Here is an 18,102-nt window from a genome sequence, read left to right as displayed (position 1 = left end):
AAGCTATCAAGCGTCTTGGTGATATGCTTTTCGCGCAAGAAATCTAGTTCAGAGGGCAGAATGCCAAAACCATTGAGCAGTTGATCCACATCAACGCAGTGAAGCAGTAACTCCACCACAATAATACCATCAGAACTACCATGCGAAACTTTGTATGCTTACGCTAGTGAATAATACAGATGCAAATGATGAGATTGTGCCTGAAGCACATGGGTTATACCGGCTTCATTTAAAACCCAATACGCAAATGGCGATAGAAAATAAGCCCGTCTTCGGTGCGAATATTACGCTACATAGCAGCGTATTGAGGCACGATAATTTTGTGGCAACGCCAGATAATATATTAGGTTGGCTGGATCACTTTGGCTTGTCTCACTTTGTCATAACACCAGAAACCAATAAAACAGACTCCGATAATACATCTGTGCTTTTGCCTTCTCAATTTTTAAACGCTGAGGGTGGTATTTTGCGGGTTACTGCGCCCACCCGTATTTACCTTGTGAGCAAAACCCCCATTGATATTAACAAACGCGGCTTGTGCCTGTTTACACCTGTGAAATAACCCCACAGAAATGTACTCTGACCTAAAACCTTGGGGGTCAGTGTACGTTTTTTATTTGATTTAAGAGCGGGGGTGAGAATTATTCTAAAGATGACGACTAATCGCCTCAGACAGTCCTGAATAACGCTTATCAACCCGTTGGATCATGTGGCTAAAGGTAGCGTCATCAGAAATGATCAAACAGCCGTCTTTAGCTCGGGTTAGCCCTGTATACACTAGACCTCGGTGAAATAGATTAGTGGCTCTCTCGCTATCGGGTTTCGGTAAAATAAGCACGACATGGTTAAATTCAGAGCCCTGAGATTTATGTATCGTCATAGCATACACAGTTTCAAACTGTGGTACTCGTGATAGCGATATACTGCGTAACGCGTGTTTTTGCTCTAGAGCCTCATCAGCGCTTTCCCACTTATCTGGCGAACCCTTTTGACCTGAACCTTGGCTATCTTGGTAAAACCACGCATATAGCTTTCCCTTGTTGTCAGGCCAAATTACGCCAACCTCACCGTTTGAGAGTCGCTGTGGGTGATGATTTTTTACAATCATAATGGGCTGGCCTTGATAAAAGTGTCCTTCCCTTCTTCTTATTTTGTGCTTGATGGCATCGAACACCAAGTTATTCAGGCCTTCAACGCCCATCGCGCCTTTGCGAACAGGTGTGAGCCACCTAACAACATTCAAACGATTAAGTGCTTCCTCTGCACTGCTGGCGTCGAAAATAGGCGCAAAGCTTTCCTTGGCCAACCTGTGTAAGTCATTGCCATTAACGTGATCTACAGGCCACAAATGAACACCAGGCTGTAAGCGTGAGTTATTATTTAAACCTAGACCTTGCGCCTCGTTATTGTCAGCACCGTTTTCTTTAATGGTGGAAAGTGCGCCACTCGCATCACCTCGTTGTATGGCTGTCGCAACTTTAGCCACCTGCCCTTTGAAGCGCTGTGGTGCTTGAAGTGTTGCCACATAGCTTTTTGCCTTCTCATTAACCGGTAACAAGGGTAAATGCGGGCACAGCGTAGCGATATGCTGACGCATTGACGATGGCACGCCACCCAAAGAAAGCCCGTCGTTATGACCTCGTGAGTTCGCGGAGCGATTCGCAACGGCAGTCATAGCATTCTCACCTTCGTCAACACTTGCTGCACCGTCGCTGACTAGCTGTTCTAGCACATTACCAAGCTCAACCGCGGGGAGTTGGTCGGCGTCACCGATAAAATATAGCCGTGCATGGTCTGGCAACGCACGCACTATCCGAGTCATTAGCGCTAAGTCGACCATGCTCGCCTCATCAACGATGAGTACATCTGCAGATAATTGATTGTGCTGGTTGTACTTTGTCGATACGCCGTGTTCACGCAACCCTAGCAATCTATGCAGCGTCACGGCATCGGTAGGCACATTATCAAGCGCGGCATCGTCTACCCTGCCGCGAAGGCCATCAATGCTACTCATAATAGACTCGGTCATACGCTGCTGCGCCTTACCCGTGGGGGCGGCCAGAACAATTTTGATGTTTTCATCACAAGCTTGTAGTGCCAGCAATAAACGCAGAACGGTATAAGTTTTACCGGTACCAGGCCCACCGTTGATGACACAAAAACGCTGCATCAGGCTCTTGGCTACCGCAATTTGCTGCCAATCTTGTTGATCTGTTGTTTCGGTTGGAAATATAGCGGGCCACAGTTTCTTTACTCTTTCGCTCGCATCATCCGTTAACGGTGCAAGCGCTGCTCTTTTCACTATATTTCGCGCCACTTCTTGTTCAAATTCATAGTAGCGACGGCTATATAGTTTGCCGTTGTCATAAACGAATAATTGAGCAATCTGTTCGTTGCACAACGCGCGCTTAACAATGTTAAGTAAAGGCGTCAGCGGTGGCACATCAACACCTGTTTTAGGCGTTTTTTGCTGCTCAGTTTGTTCTCTAAGCGCTTGCGAAACTTCGCCCAAAGACTCACTAACACCCACGCCCGTTTCTGTCGCTACGGCACCTTCTTGCTCGATTACTGCTTCTTTAAAAAGCGTGGTACCTGCCATTTCTTTGAGAGAAACACAGCTGTGACCATTGCGCTGCATGTATGACAGGTACGCCAAGCTCCCTGCCCATATTAAACGGTCGTCTTCAGCAAGCTCGTCAATAAAGCCAAATTCTTTTGCGACAAACTTGTCGATAGCCTCGATGCCAAACAAATTATCGAAAAACGACGACATAGAATGTTGATTGTTATTCATTTTTTTCCTTTGCTTCACTACTCGTCATCGAAACTAAACTGCTGTTGACCAGAAGGCTGTTGTTCTGAAGGCTGGCGAGAACTTCCTGCTTTTTTTGAATTTGTCCTTGTTGAAGTCTTCGCTGATATGTCCGTTTCGCTTGCACTCAACGCCGTCGTGCTCGCATCGCTTGATACAGGCTCACGTCCCGTGTCGGCATGCTTTGAACTATCACCTTGCCTCTCGTTGTGTTTACTCGCAAATATGGCGTCTAGTTGGTTGAGTACTGACGATGGTATGTTGGTGTAAAACACCCCTTCCCCACGCTCGTTCTCCGGGTGCATGCCGCGTAAATACAAGTAATATACGCCCCCAAAATGAATGTCTGGGTCGTAATTTGGCAGCGTATTTTTTAAATAACGATGTAGCGCCAGGCAGTAAATCAAGTACTGAAGGTCGTAAAGATGATGCTGGTTATTGTGAAACAGCGCAGTCGGCGTGTAGCTATCTAGCGTATCGCCAAGCCATGTTGATTTGTAGTCGGCCACAAAAAACTGACCTTCATGTTCGAAAATCAAGTCAATAAAGCCGTGCATCATTCCCTGTAATGTTGCCGTGATTAAATGGGGGGCTGCCTCTGCCTTGCCGCCAAGCGCCTCTGCTACGGCTTGTCGATGGAACGTAAGCACATTGCGAAGCTGAACCCAATGCGTATCGTCCATTGGGAAGTAAAACTCTGCTTCACGTAGGGTTTGATCTAAAGGTAAATCACTCATGCTTAGCTGCATGTTAGGGTACAGCGGCGTTTGAAGCGTTTCTTCTAGCCAGTCATAAAGTAGCGGTGTACGTTTTTCATCTAACCCAAAGCGGTTAACCAGCTCTTTGCCTGTTTCTTCCCATTCAGGGGCACTGAAATCACTGTGTTCAAGAATGTCGTGAAGCAGATTCCCTGCACTTGCGCCTTTCTCTAGAGTGAAGCGCAGATCACTTTTACTCACGGGACTCGCTAAACCCGTCTGCGAGTGGATGCCCGAGCTCAATGCGGCTGCAGCCTCTCGTTCAGCCATGGGCATCTCGATAGCGTCCATAAGCGTTTCGCTTGCATACACTTCTTCATCTCGGATGGTACGCAGCACGGGTACACTAGGTAAATTTTGACCAAAAGGCGCTGACGCTATTGTATTTTGTTCTGAGCCTGCCCCTGTGTTTTGTCTCGCATCAACCGTCGTTAACCGGCTCATAGCTGAGAATGAATACAGCCGCCATTCTTCGCTTGCCGTTCCGGCAAATTGCGATACTGTAAGCTGCGGCAACACATCTTCTTGCTCAAAGCCTGAATACACTTCCTCAAACTCATCGCCGTTGATGTGGCTGGCATAGGACGCTTCTTCTTCAGCAATACGGTTTAACACACTTGACCAATCGTTGTTGCTGTCATCGCCACTTATGCCAAGGGCCCGTGCTAATGCGCTTCTCTCGTGATTGGTTAGCGGTACAACACCCATGTAGCAGCGATGTGCGGCTCGTGTCACCGCCACATAGGCCAGTCGCATGTCTTCCGCTTCGCTCTCACTTTGAACACGGGCTATGGCCTGTGGCGTTTGCCCAAGCTGCATTTGCAAATCTTGCTTTTCTTCATCGTAGTAGGTAAATATTTGCGACGTCGTGTTGCCGTTTTTAGCGGCGTCTCTGTAGCCGGTGGCATAAGGAACAAACACGATGGGGTACTCTAGCCCTTTCGAGCCATGTTGAGTGATAATTCGAATCAGCTGACTATCGCTTTCAAGGCGCAAAGTAAGCTCTTCATCACTCTCGGGCTTATGAATTTGCTTATTCAACCAGTCGAGTAGCTGCTCGGGGCGCTGATGAGTCGTGCTGGCTTTTTCCAGTACTTCGGCTAGATGCTGATAGTTAGTAAGGGCGCGTTCCACGCTGTCAGCGTGAGGTTGATAGCTGTCTTGCATTAAATAAAGCAACACGCTCATACAGCCTTTTTGCAACCACATTCCTCTCAGCGACAGCACTTTGTCGATAGCAGCATCCCACTGCGCGTCATCTTCATGATACAGCAGTTCAATGAGTGTTTGTGCGCTATACCCCCAAAGCGGCGACGCTAAGCTCGACGCCACCTTGCTGGTGTCGTTAGCGTGCCAGATACCGTTGAGCAGTCTGAGTACATCTTTGGCTTCGGCACTGGCAAATAAGTTACTGCGATCGCTTAAATAAACGCACGCCAAACCTTTTTGCTGCAGTACGCTTTTAATAGCGCCCGCTTCCGTCCTGTCTTTGACCAAGATGGCGATATCCTGCGGCTTCACCGGGACGGTGCCACCATTGGCTGTTTGGAAGTGCGCTTCGTTCAATAAGCGGTAGATCTCTTGCGCAATCCACTGGGCCATTTTGCGGCGCATAATGTGGGAGTTTTCTTTTTCTTCCAAACACATACTAATGTAGTTCATTGCGCTGCGTTTCATTGCGCCACCTTTCATTACACTGTCTTGTTCGGCAGGGTCGATAAGTGGTGTTTTTGCCGCGGCCGCTTTAGGCGTAAACTCGACAGGGTTGTATTTGATATCAAAGCCAAACACATCGCCGGGTTGATTTGATGCCACAGGCGCACCGTAAAATAACCGGTTATAGGCTTTAACCATCCCCTCTACCGAGCGCCAGTTGGTGTTCATCACCCACCGGTAATCAGCCTGCCTGCCCGCCTTTAAATAGGTAAAGATATCTCCGCCGCGAAAGCGATAGATAGCCTGCTTGGGATCACCTATCATTAACAACGCGCTTTCGTCAGCATCCGCAAGATTCGGATAAACTGCGTCTAAAATCGCGTACTGCTTTGCATCCGTATCTTGAAATTCATCAATAAGCGCTACGGGAAACTTTTTACGAAGCTCAGGCACAAGGGTATTGTTCGGCTTCACCACTTCATCAGCCAGCATGCGAATAAGATCGTCGAAGTCGATAACGCCAAGCTGTTTTTTCTGTTTTTCAACACGAGATTTAATAAAGGAAATGGCTTCAACCACCAGCTTGAATACGGGCACTTTACCAAGGGCCTTGTCTTTTTCGCCAAATGCTTTTTTAAGTGCTGCAGCGAATTCTTTGATAGGCGTTAAGACTTCTTTTACACCTGAAGAATTTTTAGCGTATCGAGTACCTTTAACGAAGGCCTCTGCTTCTGGCGGTGGTAGATAATAATTTTGTTCATCTACACAAGAGTGCAACCAGGCTTTAAGCGCAGCCAACTCCTGCGGCCGTTCTTTTTTGTGGGCCGGTGTTTTAATAAGTTGCTCTACTATTAGCCCTTCATTGTCTTCCACACTTTGTAGTAAAGATTTTAAGTAGATAAAAGACGTGTGTGGCGCATTATCTAACTGTTTTTTGCACGCCGCCTCGATATCCTGTTCACTAAGCATTAACGGGGTCAGCGTACTTTTAATGCTGGCGTTAAATTCACGCAGCAGCTTTTCAGGTGTATGCCACCCTGACTCTGCCAGTAATCTAAACTCGTCCTCACTTTTACTTATTTTTCGAATAAAGTCTTCGGCAGCTTCAAGATATAAATCGCTGGTGTCATTGCCCAAATTGAGCGACATGGCAAAGCCGCTGTTAAACGCTAGCTGGGTAATCACATGCTGACAGAACCCGTGGATGGTAAACACTGATGCTTCATCTAATTCTAGCTGCGCCGCTTTTAGCAGTGCCAAACTCTCGTCAGTATCACAGCTGTTAAATAAATGCTGATAAACCGGATCACAGCCACTGTCTATTTCATTGCCATTATCTTTGGCTTGCTGCCAAACAAGTAATGCCTCTCTTAACGTTTTAGCGATACGCCCTTTTATTTCTTCTGTGGCGGCTTTGGTGAATGTCATCACCAATATTTCTTTAACGGTGAGCTTTTTCTCAAGCAATAAGCGCAGGTACAAACGCGTTATGTTGAAGGTTTTACCTGTCCCTGCGCTGGCTTCAATAAGGTGGCGCCCTCTTAACGGCATGACGACTACATCGAGCAATTGGGCTTCATTACCACCGTTTTCGTCGGTTTGTAGAAGAGCGGGCTCGTTCATAGGTCGGTCAGAGGATGTTTGATTGTAACTCATAGCTTCTCCTCCTGGGACGCATTGTTGACCATGGCAAGCAGTACAAAAGTACTTAAATGCGGCATATCGTTCCAACTCACGCCCTGGGGAAATAGCCAATTTAGATAAGGGTTGTTTGTCATATCCGCGCTAAACTGCCCGCTGCTCTGCTGCCAGTCAGTTAGCGCACGCTGTAATTCAACGGTATCAAAGAGAGCGGCGGCTTGATCTTTTATCTGTTTCGCTTTTGCGTGTTTATCACTTGCCGTGTCGCTAGCTACAGCGTTGCCTTTGTCAGCAAACGGACATACCTCGTCAATGGCCTTTTGAATTTGGACAAGTATCGCTTTGTCGGTTTCATTGGTCTCGTCTGCGCTATAAAGCAGTACACGCAAGATATCGCTAAACATCTCAGGTTTTATGCTTTCAACGACCGGTTTAGTGTCTGAATTTCTGGTTCCCGGCATAAAGGTACCGAATAAGCTTAAATGCACTGGTGTCGGCGACGTGTAAACTGCCATGTAAAGCTGTTCAATAAACAAAAGTAACCGCACAGCGGTTTCCCGGTCGTAAGCAGGAAAGCGCTGTTTTTTCAAAACGGTTTCACCCTTTTCCCACGAGCAGGAATAGATATCCAGCGGATAGTTGCTGTAGCGGGTTGCTTCATCGCTGCTTGAAAATATTAATTGGGAGATGAAGAAACCCAAGGCGCGGTGTGCGTCAACCTTGCCTGCACAAAGCTCGACCAAGGCATCACTGCCTACTAGAGCGGCTGTCGTAAAAGTAATGTATTGGCCTTGAAAATGCGCTTTTTTAGGTTCAACGTCATGGGGCCCCATAGACTGACTCAGTGCCAATGCGCCCTCTTTCCACATTTCAACTTCATCTTTGGCAACCGGGTTATTGGGGATATCTCCCCTCAACATGGCAAAAGCGATCGCTTTTTTACCGTATGTAAGATTGCCGGCGTCTGGTTCTACTGCAGTATTGCGTTCTGGAGACGAAAAAATAGCGTCGAGTACCTGATACCGCAGCAGCGCATTGGTTTCAAATGGCTCACTATTTTCAAGCAGCGTAAATGATTGGGATAAGTTTACGCCAAGCCTTTGAATAGAAAAATGCTCTAGCGGATCTTTAAACGCTCTAGCAATTTGGCTGCTTGATAAACGAAGCGCTTGTGTTGGTAAGGTATTGGCTGACTGATTTAACACCGTCACCTTGTCAACATCGTCAGGTCCATCTGCCTTATCGTTATGCCATTTCGTTTGCTGCAGCGCATCGGCGAGCCGAAGCCATCCTGTTTCGTAACTCGGTAACTTGCCTGTAAACCCCTCTTCGCTGAAAGGATGTAGCGGTGCATGGACAATGTATTTTGACAGGTCCATTGCGTAGCCATTTTCCATCATATCCATGAACTCAGCCAATACCAGACTGGGTTGGCGTTCGCTGTTGTTTGTTACATCATTTCCCTGGTAGCTCAAATATAAGCTTTCGCGGGTTGAAATAATGGCTTCAAGAAACAAGTACCTATCTTCTAAACGCCTTGAGCGGTCGCCTATCTTGCGGCCCGCGCCAGCCATGAGATCGAGCCCTAAGGGGCTTGATTTTCTGGGAAATTCACTGTCGTTTAGCCCTAAGATACACACTTTTTTAAACGGTATACTTCGCATTGGTAGCATAGAACACACTGTAACTTGACCAGTCATAAAGTGGTTTCCGGCATCAGGTGACGAAAATCGATTGAGTAAAAGATCGCGTACCTGGCGAAGGGTGAGTTCGTGCTCATAGCCCGCTTCTTCGCACCTTGCAGCAAGGTCAGCAGCAACTTTAGCAATAAGATCCCAGCTTTGTTGCTGGTCTTTTATGGGCATAAAACAGGCATCACGCAGCGTTATTAACGCTTTAGACCACTGCGCAGGGGTCCTCGGAGCCGTTAACGCTTGCGCGAACTCACCCAGCAATGACACAACGTCAATAAGCTTGCCCAGGGTAACCGCGGTTTGCCCTTCAACATCTGGGATGGTAAGTAAATCACTCACAATGACTTCGCTATCCGGCGCAAGCATACCCATAAGCAGTCGGCGAATTCCCCACCACCAGCTATACGTGTCATCTAAAGTTACGCCGTCTGATACCGCTGTTTTATGAGCGCTATTAAGCCCCCAATGAATGTGTGCCTGTTTCAACCACACTACCATTTGCTCGATATCACCTTGCGTTACAGAAAAGCGCTGTTGAACAGCGTCGAGCTGCAAATAATCCAGAATATCCGATACACCGAAGCGACTATCCGGTAACTGTAGCAACGCCATAAACGCGGCTATAAGCGGCTCTGCATCCATCGGGCTTCTGTCTGCGATGGTACAGGGAAGACGCACTTGCCCTGTACCTTCTAAAGATTTAGTCCCGACTCTGTGAAATACCGCATCGACAAACGGAGCATAGTTTTCTATCGCTGGACACATCACAAGAATATCTGAGGGTGTTCGCGCTTTGTCTTGAGATAACCAGTGCAATAAGTGGTCGTGCAATACCTGTACTTCACGAAGGGCAGAATGCGCGCACATGATAGTAACACTGTCGTCTTCTTCTCTTAATTCATACGAAAGTGGCTTGGGAGGAGCGGCGTGTAAAATGTCGTTGTGAATATACTCGAGCAGACCGCGGCTATGGAGGTTCTCACCGTTTCCCTCCGCCCCTTCAAAATCTGGCGAATCAAAAGCACTTATTTCAAACGTGTCCAGTTCAGTGAGCAGATTAAACAGCTCTCGCCCTTGTTTGCCTAAATTACCAAGCAAAGGGTTAGACTGGTCTTCGTTCATCCATTTTTTAAGCCCTTCCAAACGAAGCTGCTTTGCCTGCTCGCTATTGCTTTTTGCCTCGCCCCAGTAGTTTACACTCGGGTTAAGGTGAAAGATGTGAATATCGATGTGCTGCGCAAGCGCATCGAAAAACGCAATAAGTTGGGGAGCCATGGTATTGATAGCGAAAACAATAACACGCTTTGGCAACTTGCTAGGTACATTCCCCGCTGCTAACGCTTCAAGTGTCATTTGATGAAGGCGTGCTGGATGTAATGGCTGATCGCTAACCAAAATACGCCAAATTTCGCTTTGCCATATTTCCATGTCGTCAAACGCTGCGCGTTCGTTAGCTTCCCATTTAAACAACCAATCAGGACGATACAGTAAGTACTGCTCGTAAACGTCAGCCAGCGCCGTAGCAAGCTGAAGACGCTGCAGCCCCTGCTCTTGCTCACTTCCAGCATGTTGCCAATACCGGTTAACGTGCTCAAACGCTTCACCGCTCATTAACGAGTCATCTTGAAGAATATTATCGATGCGCCAGGTCAGAACTTCACGGCGATAAGGCGATTGCTTTGGCACTTTGTCAGCCCCAAGCACGGTGCGCGCTGTATTCCACATAAACCGTACCGGCAACGGATAGTCGATATTCATGGCCACGCCGTGCTCATTTGCCAACTGCATGCTTACCCAGTGCTGCATACCTGGGCTTTCAACCAAAATAGTTTCTGGGGTAAACACCCCCAAAGGCTGTTGCCGTAAAAGCGTAGTAAGAAGAAAGCTCAGGTGTTCTAATTTATTAGAGGGATATAGCGCAAGCAATCGAAAAATCCTTTGTAAAACGTGCCGTTAGATACTATACGAAGACCGTGCACACCACGTCTACGTTATAATTCAGTGTATCGCATTAGACAAAGTAATTATACCAATCCGCATAGAGAGTTGCCCATTCAGAAGGCGCAGGCAAGTTTTAAAATGTTAAACGGAGAAGTCGTTTGAAAGAATATTGAAAAGGTTAGGCGATGGACTGTGATAAAGTAAAAAAAAACCCATACAGACCTCAGGACACGAAAAATCTGTATGGGTAAGGTTTACGGTCTACCCAGTAACAACGTGAATAAGCGTTGCCTGGCACTCATTCACGTTAGCGCTACTGCGCAGCACTGTTAACACTTTTTATTCTGCAGATTGAATGCCAACTTTTTATTCTTTAAAAATCATAAACTTAATCGATATCTTACACTTTAGTTGTAGACCTTCAGTTTTACTCTGGTGCAAATGCACCATAAGCAAGCATTAAAGTTGCTAATATCAAACGTCTACTTGATCAGATGATCGGCGCAATTAGCAGTTTCTCCATGCGTTCCATTCAAGTACACTTTCATCCTTATAAACACAATACAATTTAACGGTCAGGAGCAACAATGTTAACCGCGCAACAACTCGCCACCATGCTTTCTCTTCAAGATAAAATGAACGCCAAAGTCAATCCAGACTGGCTAAATGCTGGCTATGGTTATCTTCGTGCGGCAATGGTCGAGTCGGTTGAAGCTATCGAACACCACGGCTGGAAATGGTGGAAAGCACAGCACAAAGATTTGCCTCAACTTCAAATGGAGCTAGTGGATATTTGGCACTTCGCACTTAGTGCCTGTATTATTGAATATAAAGGAAATATTGAAGAATCTGCGAAAAGTATTGCCTCTGAACTCGCAAGCGGCAAAACTCTCGTCACGTTTGATAATAAAGATTACGACGCCTCAAATCAGTCGCTTTTAGATAATTTAGAACTGATGACTGGCCTTTGCGCAGCAAAACGTTTTAGCGTTCCGCTGTTTATGTTCATCGTCAATCAATGCGAAATGTCGGCAGATGAACTCTATCGTCAATATGTAGGGAAAAATGTACTCAACTTTTTCCGTCAAGATAACGGTTACAAAGAAGGCACCTATGTAAAAGTGTGGGATGGCCGTGAAGATAACGAGCATCTAGTGGAGATAATGGATGCACTCGATTTAACCAAGCCTGAATTCAGTGATTTAGTTTACGAAGGTTTGCACGCCCGTTACCCTTTTTAATTACCAATCCTAACGAATACAAACACAAAAAAAGCTCTGCTATAGGCAGAGCTTTTCAGTAATAAACGCTGATTAAAAGACACGTTACTTAAGCGTCAACCCAAACTAATTTATCGCTGTAATCACCTTGAATAATGTCTTCAAAACGCGCTTCTAGAACATGGCGCTTCACTTTCAGGGTTGGCGTTAGCAAATCGTTTTCGATACTCCATTCGTTTTTCATAACGACTACACGATCCATTACCTGGTGGCTTTCCAACTTAGCATTAATGGCTTCGAATGTTTTCTTGAGACTCGCTTCAATACCCGCCTTATCTTTTTTCTGAGCTTCTTCGCTTAACACCAGTAACGCCACGGGCTGAGGTAAGTTTGTGCCTGTTACGCATACTTGTTCAACAATCGGGTTTTCCATGAACTTAGCTTCGATGGGCGCAGGCGTAACATATTTGCCCTTCGCTGTTTTAAAGATATCTTTCAGACGCCCCGTAATTTTGACGTAACCGTCCGCATCAATGACACCCTTGTCTCCAGTTCGCAAATAGCCGTCTTCTGTAAAAACTTCGGCGGTTTTCTCTGGCTCTAGATAATATTCCAACATGTTGCATGGCGACTTAACTTGAATTTCACCTTCTTCTGACGTGCGGATATCAACGCCATCGTAAGGTTTTCCGATGCAACCTATTTTGTCGTGGCGAAACGGAACACTACCTGTACCGTAGGCACTGTTCTCAGTCATCCCCCACCCTTCAGAAATATAAATACCTATTTTGGCAAACCACTCAATAACAGCGGGTGCCAAAGGCGCAGAGCCACTCGCCCACAAACGCGCGTTGTTGATACCCAAGCCGTTGCGGATTTTCTTCGCTACGATTTTGTTCAATATTGGAATTCTTAAAAGCGTATCAAGCTTCTTCTGTGGCATTTTCGCTAGCACACCCATTTGGAATTTAGTCCATAAGCGAGGCACAGAAATAAATAACGTTGGCTGGCAGTGTCCAACATCACGTTGGAATGTGGCTAAATCCTCAACAAAGTGAATTTTCCCGCCGCTATAGTAGCTTGAAAGCTCTACCAATACCCGCTCAGTAATATGAGCAAGCGGCAAATAACTCATAGTGCGATCGTTTTGATTAATACCTAATTGATCAAGAGAACGACGCGCAGCCCAACACGCAGTATTATAACTGTGGACAACGCCTTTAGGTTGCCCTGTACTACCCGACGTATAGATGATGGTCATAATGTCATCCATATCTTGAACCGGCGAGTCATCGATAGGCGCTATATCCATAAACTCATTCCACTGCTGCTTAGTCGCAATATTGGGATATGGAAAAGCCACGGTAAGATACTCTGACGGAATAGAGGCGACTTGCTCGGCGGTATTGTCCAGTTTACCGACGAATAAAAGCTGAACATCAGCATGTTTTAGCACATATTGAACGGTATCAGGTCCGGCAGTAGAAAAGATTGGGACAGATATGTGACCCGCCATCATGATCCCAAGGTCAACAATAAACCACTCTGCGCAGTTCTTTGAAAAAATCCCAATGCGGCTGCCAGCGGGGAAATCTAATTCACGAAGTCTTGCTGCGACTTTTCGAGCCTGTTCAGCGACGTCCTTCCAAGTGAGATCGTGATATTCACCCTTAATTGGTTGAGTAAGAAATACGTCGTCCCCTCGGCTTTTTTCCCAGTGGTACAACATACTCAATGGCGATGTTATTGCTTCCGTAGTATTTGCTGTCATGTCTAGCGGCATAAGTCACTCATATGTTGTTATAATGTAGATCATTTTTACAATGATTTCACAGACTTCTAATAAGCCTTATTTTTCAATGAATGACAAGCTTTTTTAAACAAGCGTTTACTTTCTATGCGAAGAAAGACAAGGGCTATAGCGTTAAATTTAGTTTCTTTATAGTTCGGGCTTTTTAATCGTTATAGGTAAAAAAGACCAAACCAACGAATTTTTTATTAGGGTGTGTTCATCCTTGCTGTGCACTTTTTCAGCACTTTGTGCACCATTTATACTGCGAAGAACAACGCGCCCTAATCACCATGACTTAAATAGTAATGGAACAATATCTTCCGCTTTACATGGCTTTGCATAGAAATAGCCCTGATGTAAAAAACAAGACTTAGTTTTCAGTTCTTCTACTTGCGCTTTTGTTTCAACACCTTCCGCAATACACGTCATTTTCAAATTACTGGCAAGTGTAATCGTCGTCGTCACTAGCGCTTCATTGGCGTTACCCGGTGCCATTTCATTAACAAAGCTCTTATCAATCTTTAAGACCGATAGTGGATAGCGTTTTAAATAGCTAAGCGATGAATACCCTGTACCAAAGTCATCAAGCGCTAATATAAAGCCTTCATTGACGAAACGCTGAATTTGTCTAAGCGCGTTGTCGCTGTCGTCCATCAGTACCCCTTCCGTTATTTCAAAACGGAAAGCTTCTTTAGGTAAGCCAAACTCTTCAAGAAGACTTAAAACACCGGCGACATCAAACTCAGTTTTAAAATGCAATGCCGACAAGTTAATTGAGACATACCCTTTAAAACCTTGCTCATACCATGATGATAAATCTGCCGCAGCCCGACGCATAGCTTGTCGTGTCACTTCTATAATATATTTGAGTTCTTCTAGCACCGGAATAAACTGGTCTGGGTAAAGTGGCTCATCGTTAATCCTTCCTCGCAGCAACAGTTCAACCCCAACAGTGGAATTATTTCTCGCGTCAATGATGGGTTGATAGTTATTGAAGAAGCCGTCTTCGGAAAAAGCACGCTTTACCTTGTTCTCTAATTGAAGACGCGTTTTCGCTCGCTCATTCATATCGCTGGTAAAATAGGTAAATCCGCTAAGCGCATCTTTTTTGGCACTGTACATTGCCACATCTGCTTGCTTTATCAGTTCAGCAGGCTCAGACGCATCCTCCGGGTAAAACGCCACACCAATGCTACATGAGACACGAAGCACCTCTTCAGCGAGTGATATAGGGGTTTCTACAGATTCAATAATTTGTGCGACAAACGGGCTCAAGTCGTCGTCAGCATTGACTTCTTCAATCACAATAACAAATTCGTCGCCGCCAAGTCGTGCAACGGTTCCTGATTCAGCAACGAGATTTCTCATCCTATTGGCAACAATTCGCAGCAACTTATCGCCATAGTCGTGCCCCAGGGAGTCGTTAATTCCCTTAAATCGATCTAAATCTACAAACATTACCGCAACACGATGCGCATTGTGACGCGCCAAGCCAATGGCGTGTTCAAGCCTATCTAGCAGCAGCGGTCTGTTCACTAAACCCGTCAAACTGTCGTAGGTCGCAATTTTTAAGAGCTTGCGTTCAGCATTTTTTTGTTCAGTGATGTCCGAAATAACAATGAGGTAGTGATCTGCCTCATTGGTCTCACCGCTCACCGCTGTAATATCAATCAGAACATCGTAGCTTTTTCCGTCAGCTCCATCGATTGCGGCTTCATCTTTCCAAAAATCGCCGCCTTGCATCTCAGGCAATTTTCCAGAAAGATGCCTGTTTAAATTAGGGTAACGCAAATAAAGTTTGGCTAACTGTTTGGGTAAGGGCTCCTTACTGTTAAAGCCAAATACTTGTTCAAAAGCAGGATTCGCTGCTACGAGGCGCTTGTCTTTATCGAAAATTAAAACCCAATCGCGGGTTTGTCTAAATGCGTCACTAAACAAGGTCACCTGTTGCTGGGCCTTTTGCAACCTGATTAACTGACGCTGGCGCGAAAACAAATAAGCGACAAATAGACCCACGACGAGGGATGCATATATCGTGTAAGCAAGCGGAGAGCGAAGTGGTGCGTAGGGCATGGAAAGGGTTACTTCCGCTGGAATGACGTTAAAGTCAAAGCTTCCAGGTGTAGGAACGACAGAGAACACGTAGTCGCCAGGCTCTATGTTAGTTATGGTAATTTTTGCGTCTTCCGTAATTCCTTCTGTTACAGTGCGATCTCCTTTAAGTAACTTGTAATAGTATTTCACCTTTCCAACACCAGACATGGTAAGTGCGGAAAAATGGAACGTTAACCCATAGTCTTCATAGTCTAGGTCGAAATGATGTTCGTTTAGATTTTTAAGCGGTTGATTGAGAACTCTGTTATCTACCGACACTTCGGTGATTGCCGTTTGCTTACTCAGTAAGCCTTTTCCCGTTTCTAGATTTTCTAACTGCAACGGTGAAAATACCACTGCTCCACTCGTTGAGCCGTAGACAAGCCTACCGTCATGTAATTTAAGAGACGCTCCTTGATTGAATTCAGACACGCTCAGTTCACGTCCGTAAATGTAGTTTTTTATTTGACCGGTTGCGGGATCGTATCTGTGCAGCCCTTTGTGAGAACTAAACCATATTTTTCCGGACTCGTCTTTTTGAAGCCCATAGACAATATTGGAAAGTAAGATATTGGTGTCGTTCAAGTTGTAGAGTGGTTCAAAGGTGTCTGAATCTACGCCGATAAGTCCTACGCCGCTATAAGCAAGCCATAAGACGCCAGTATCATCGATTACCCACGAACTTATTGAGCGGTCTCTGGCGCGCTGGAGCTCTGAAAACCGATGGACAAGTTCATGCCGAGACGTTTTAGGATCAATTAACCAAAGGCCCCCTTCGGTGGCAAGAAACAGTCTATTGCCATGATAGGAAGATTCCCCTAAAAAACCGAAAGAAAAGTTGATATCAAACACTCTGGGGTCAAGCTTTAAAGAAGAAATACGCTTTTGTTCGACGTCATACTTTAAAAAGTTTGCACTACCAATAAAGTATAAATTGCCATCACTCGCTAGCGTTGCACCCGGCGCGTAGGCATCAAAAATAGTCGGATCCTCACCACTTACAATGTCCGGTCTTTTCGACTCGCCGGTTACGGGGTCGAAAAGACGAATACCATTGTAGGTTTCAATTAAGAGATTTCCATCGTTCAGCGGAATGATGCGGTTGATGGCGCCATCGCCCATCGAAGCAAGCTCAGATTCTGAAAAGAGGTATTTGTTAAACGTTTTGGTCGTCAGATTATAACGATTTAGCCCATTTTCCGTCCCTAACCAGAGTTCATTGGGCTGTGTTTCTCCAAGCGCCCAGATCACGTGACTAGTGAGTGTATCTCCACTTCCGGTTCGCGTATTTTGTATCGCAAAAATATCTGCGCTTTTTGTTCCGAAGTAAAGCGCTCCAGCGTAAACGGAACTTAACCAGAGGTTACCAGACTCGTCTTTCGCGATAGCTGATATCTTTTTGTTTGATATCTCGGTAGAACCATTGTGTGGCTCTAAAATATGTTCGTACTGCCATCCGCTGGCTGTTTTATTTAATTCATAAAGACCTTTATTTGTGCCCATCCAAAACCCATCGGTTTTGTGCTGAACCATGGTCCACACATTTCTGTCAGACACAGCCTGGATAAAAGCATTTTCTCTCTTACCCTGTACTTGTTCCAAGAAATCTTTTTTATTCGCAACAAAAACGCCCTGCACGGTTGAAATCCAAACTCTTTCTCGGTCATCTACCATTAAAAACTTGGCGTTCTTATTATCGAGATTTGCCGGTATATTTCCTAGATAGTTCAGTACGTTGAGAGGTTGGGATGGATTATTGACATCTTTGGTGTACACACCTGATGTCGTAGCAACAAGCAGTATATCGTCTACAGTGATCGCAGCACGAATGCTATTATTATCGTCTAAAAATGATTCGGGAAGGCGAATGAGTTTTTCGAGGGTTTTAGTCTGCGTATTGAATCGCTGCACTTCTTCAGCGAGTGCGATAATGAGTTGATTATTGCTTTGCCAATGAAACGTTTCTGCATGCTGAACGAAGCCCTTTACATCTCGGTAATAAGTAGGCTCGATCTGTTCGATAGCTTGCGTGGCGAGATCTAAGTAAAAAACGCCTTGACCATAAACACTAAACCAAAGCGCCTCTTCTCCCTGTAATGCGAGCTTATAGATTGAGGCGTCAACAATCGTGTTGCTAGGTCCCGCTATCCGTTTAGTTCGTACTCCATCCCAGCGAACCAAGCCACCCTCGGTGGCAATCCATACAAACCCATCTTCATTGATAGCGATGTCATTTACGATATCTTGGGGCAAGCCGTTTTTTGTCGAAAGCGATTGAAAAACGGGGTTGGGTAATCGTGGTGACGCCACCGCCTGCCATCCCACAACAAAAAGAAACAGAAACAGATAAATGAAACTTCGCATTGAATAGAGTCGTTCGGTAAGATTTATTATTATTAACCCCAGTGTAACAGAATGTTTCGAGCATGTGCAGCGCCGATGAGCAGGTTTTGACAACCAATAAATATGAAGGCATCACTTTGATTAAAAAGAA

Annotated in this window: 7 protein-coding genes; 2 read left to right on the top strand and 5 right to left on the bottom strand. The window is 45.5% G+C overall.

What is annotated here, in order from left to right:
- Nucleotides 1–154: 154 nt before the first annotated feature.
- Nucleotides 155–562 (top strand): hypothetical protein, encoded by a 408-nt coding sequence (locus GVO63_RS05615; RefSeq protein WP_159578436.1) that lies wholly within the window; start codon nucleotides 155–157, stop codon nucleotides 560–562.
- 84 nt (nucleotides 563–646) lie between these two features.
- Here GVO63_RS05615 and recD read toward each other — a convergent pair whose 3' ends face one another.
- Genes recD through recC form a run of 3 tightly spaced genes read right to left on the bottom strand, consistent with a single transcriptional unit; the run spans nucleotide 647 to nucleotide 10,487 of the window.
- Complete coding sequence (gene recD, locus GVO63_RS05610) at nucleotides 647–2,794, bottom strand: exodeoxyribonuclease V subunit alpha (protein WP_159578435.1); 2,148 nt, start codon at nucleotides 2,792–2,794, stop codon at nucleotides 647–649.
- A gap of 17 nt (nucleotides 2,795–2,811) precedes the next feature.
- Nucleotides 2,812–6,882: an exodeoxyribonuclease V subunit beta gene (recB, locus tag GVO63_RS05605; RefSeq protein WP_159578434.1), complete on the bottom strand. Its 4,071-nt coding sequence runs from the start codon at nucleotides 6,880–6,882 to the stop codon at nucleotides 2,812–2,814.
- Nucleotides 6,879–10,487: an exodeoxyribonuclease V subunit gamma gene (gene recC, locus GVO63_RS05600; protein WP_159578433.1), complete on the bottom strand. Its 3,609-nt coding sequence runs from the start codon at nucleotides 10,485–10,487 to the stop codon at nucleotides 6,879–6,881. Before recC ends, recB begins: the two co-directional genes overlap by 4 nt.
- Nucleotides 10,488–11,089: 602 nt before the next feature.
- On the opposite strand from recC, the gene GVO63_RS05595 reads away from it, so the two are divergent.
- Nucleotides 11,090–11,743, top strand: coding sequence for a dUTP diphosphatase (locus GVO63_RS05595; RefSeq protein ID WP_159578432.1), 654 nt, complete (start codon nucleotides 11,090–11,092; stop codon nucleotides 11,741–11,743).
- An 88-nt stretch (nucleotides 11,744–11,831) separates the two neighbouring features.
- On the opposite strand, the gene GVO63_RS05590 is transcribed toward GVO63_RS05595, so the two are convergent.
- Nucleotides 11,832–13,505, bottom strand: coding sequence for an AMP-binding protein (locus GVO63_RS05590; RefSeq protein ID WP_159578431.1), 1,674 nt, complete (start codon nucleotides 13,503–13,505; stop codon nucleotides 11,832–11,834).
- A gap of 294 nt (nucleotides 13,506–13,799) precedes the next feature.
- Nucleotides 13,800–17,972, bottom strand: a complete 4,173-nt coding sequence (locus tag GVO63_RS05585) for an EAL domain-containing protein (protein WP_159578430.1) — start codon at nucleotides 17,970–17,972, stop codon at nucleotides 13,800–13,802.
- Between the last annotated feature and the right edge of the window lie 130 nt (nucleotides 17,973–18,102).

It is taken from the genome of Alteromonas sp. KUL106 (genome assembly GCF_009811415.1).
In the GTDB taxonomy this organism is placed as follows: domain Bacteria; phylum Pseudomonadota; class Gammaproteobacteria; order Enterobacterales; family Alteromonadaceae; genus Alteromonas.
This window is presented reverse-complemented; position numbering and strand designations above follow the sequence as displayed.

Coding starts and splice junctions, on each gene's coding strand:
- recB (WP_159578434.1), bottom strand. CDS start 6,882: ATGAGTTACAATCAAACATCCTCTGACCGACCTATGAACGAGCCCGCT.
- recD (WP_159578435.1), bottom strand. CDS start 2,794: ATGAATAACAATCAACATTCTATGTCGTCGTTTTTCGATAATTTGTTT.
- GVO63_RS05615 (WP_159578436.1), top strand. CDS start 155: ATGCTTACGCTAGTGAATAATACAGATGCAAATGATGAGATTGTGCCT.
- GVO63_RS05585 (WP_159578430.1), bottom strand. CDS start 17,972: ATGCGAAGTTTCATTTATCTGTTTCTGTTTCTTTTTGTTGTGGGATGG.
- GVO63_RS05595 (WP_159578432.1), top strand. CDS start 11,090: ATGTTAACCGCGCAACAACTCGCCACCATGCTTTCTCTTCAAGATAAA.
- GVO63_RS05590 (WP_159578431.1), bottom strand. CDS start 13,505: ATGCCGCTAGACATGACAGCAAATACTACGGAAGCAATAACATCGCCA.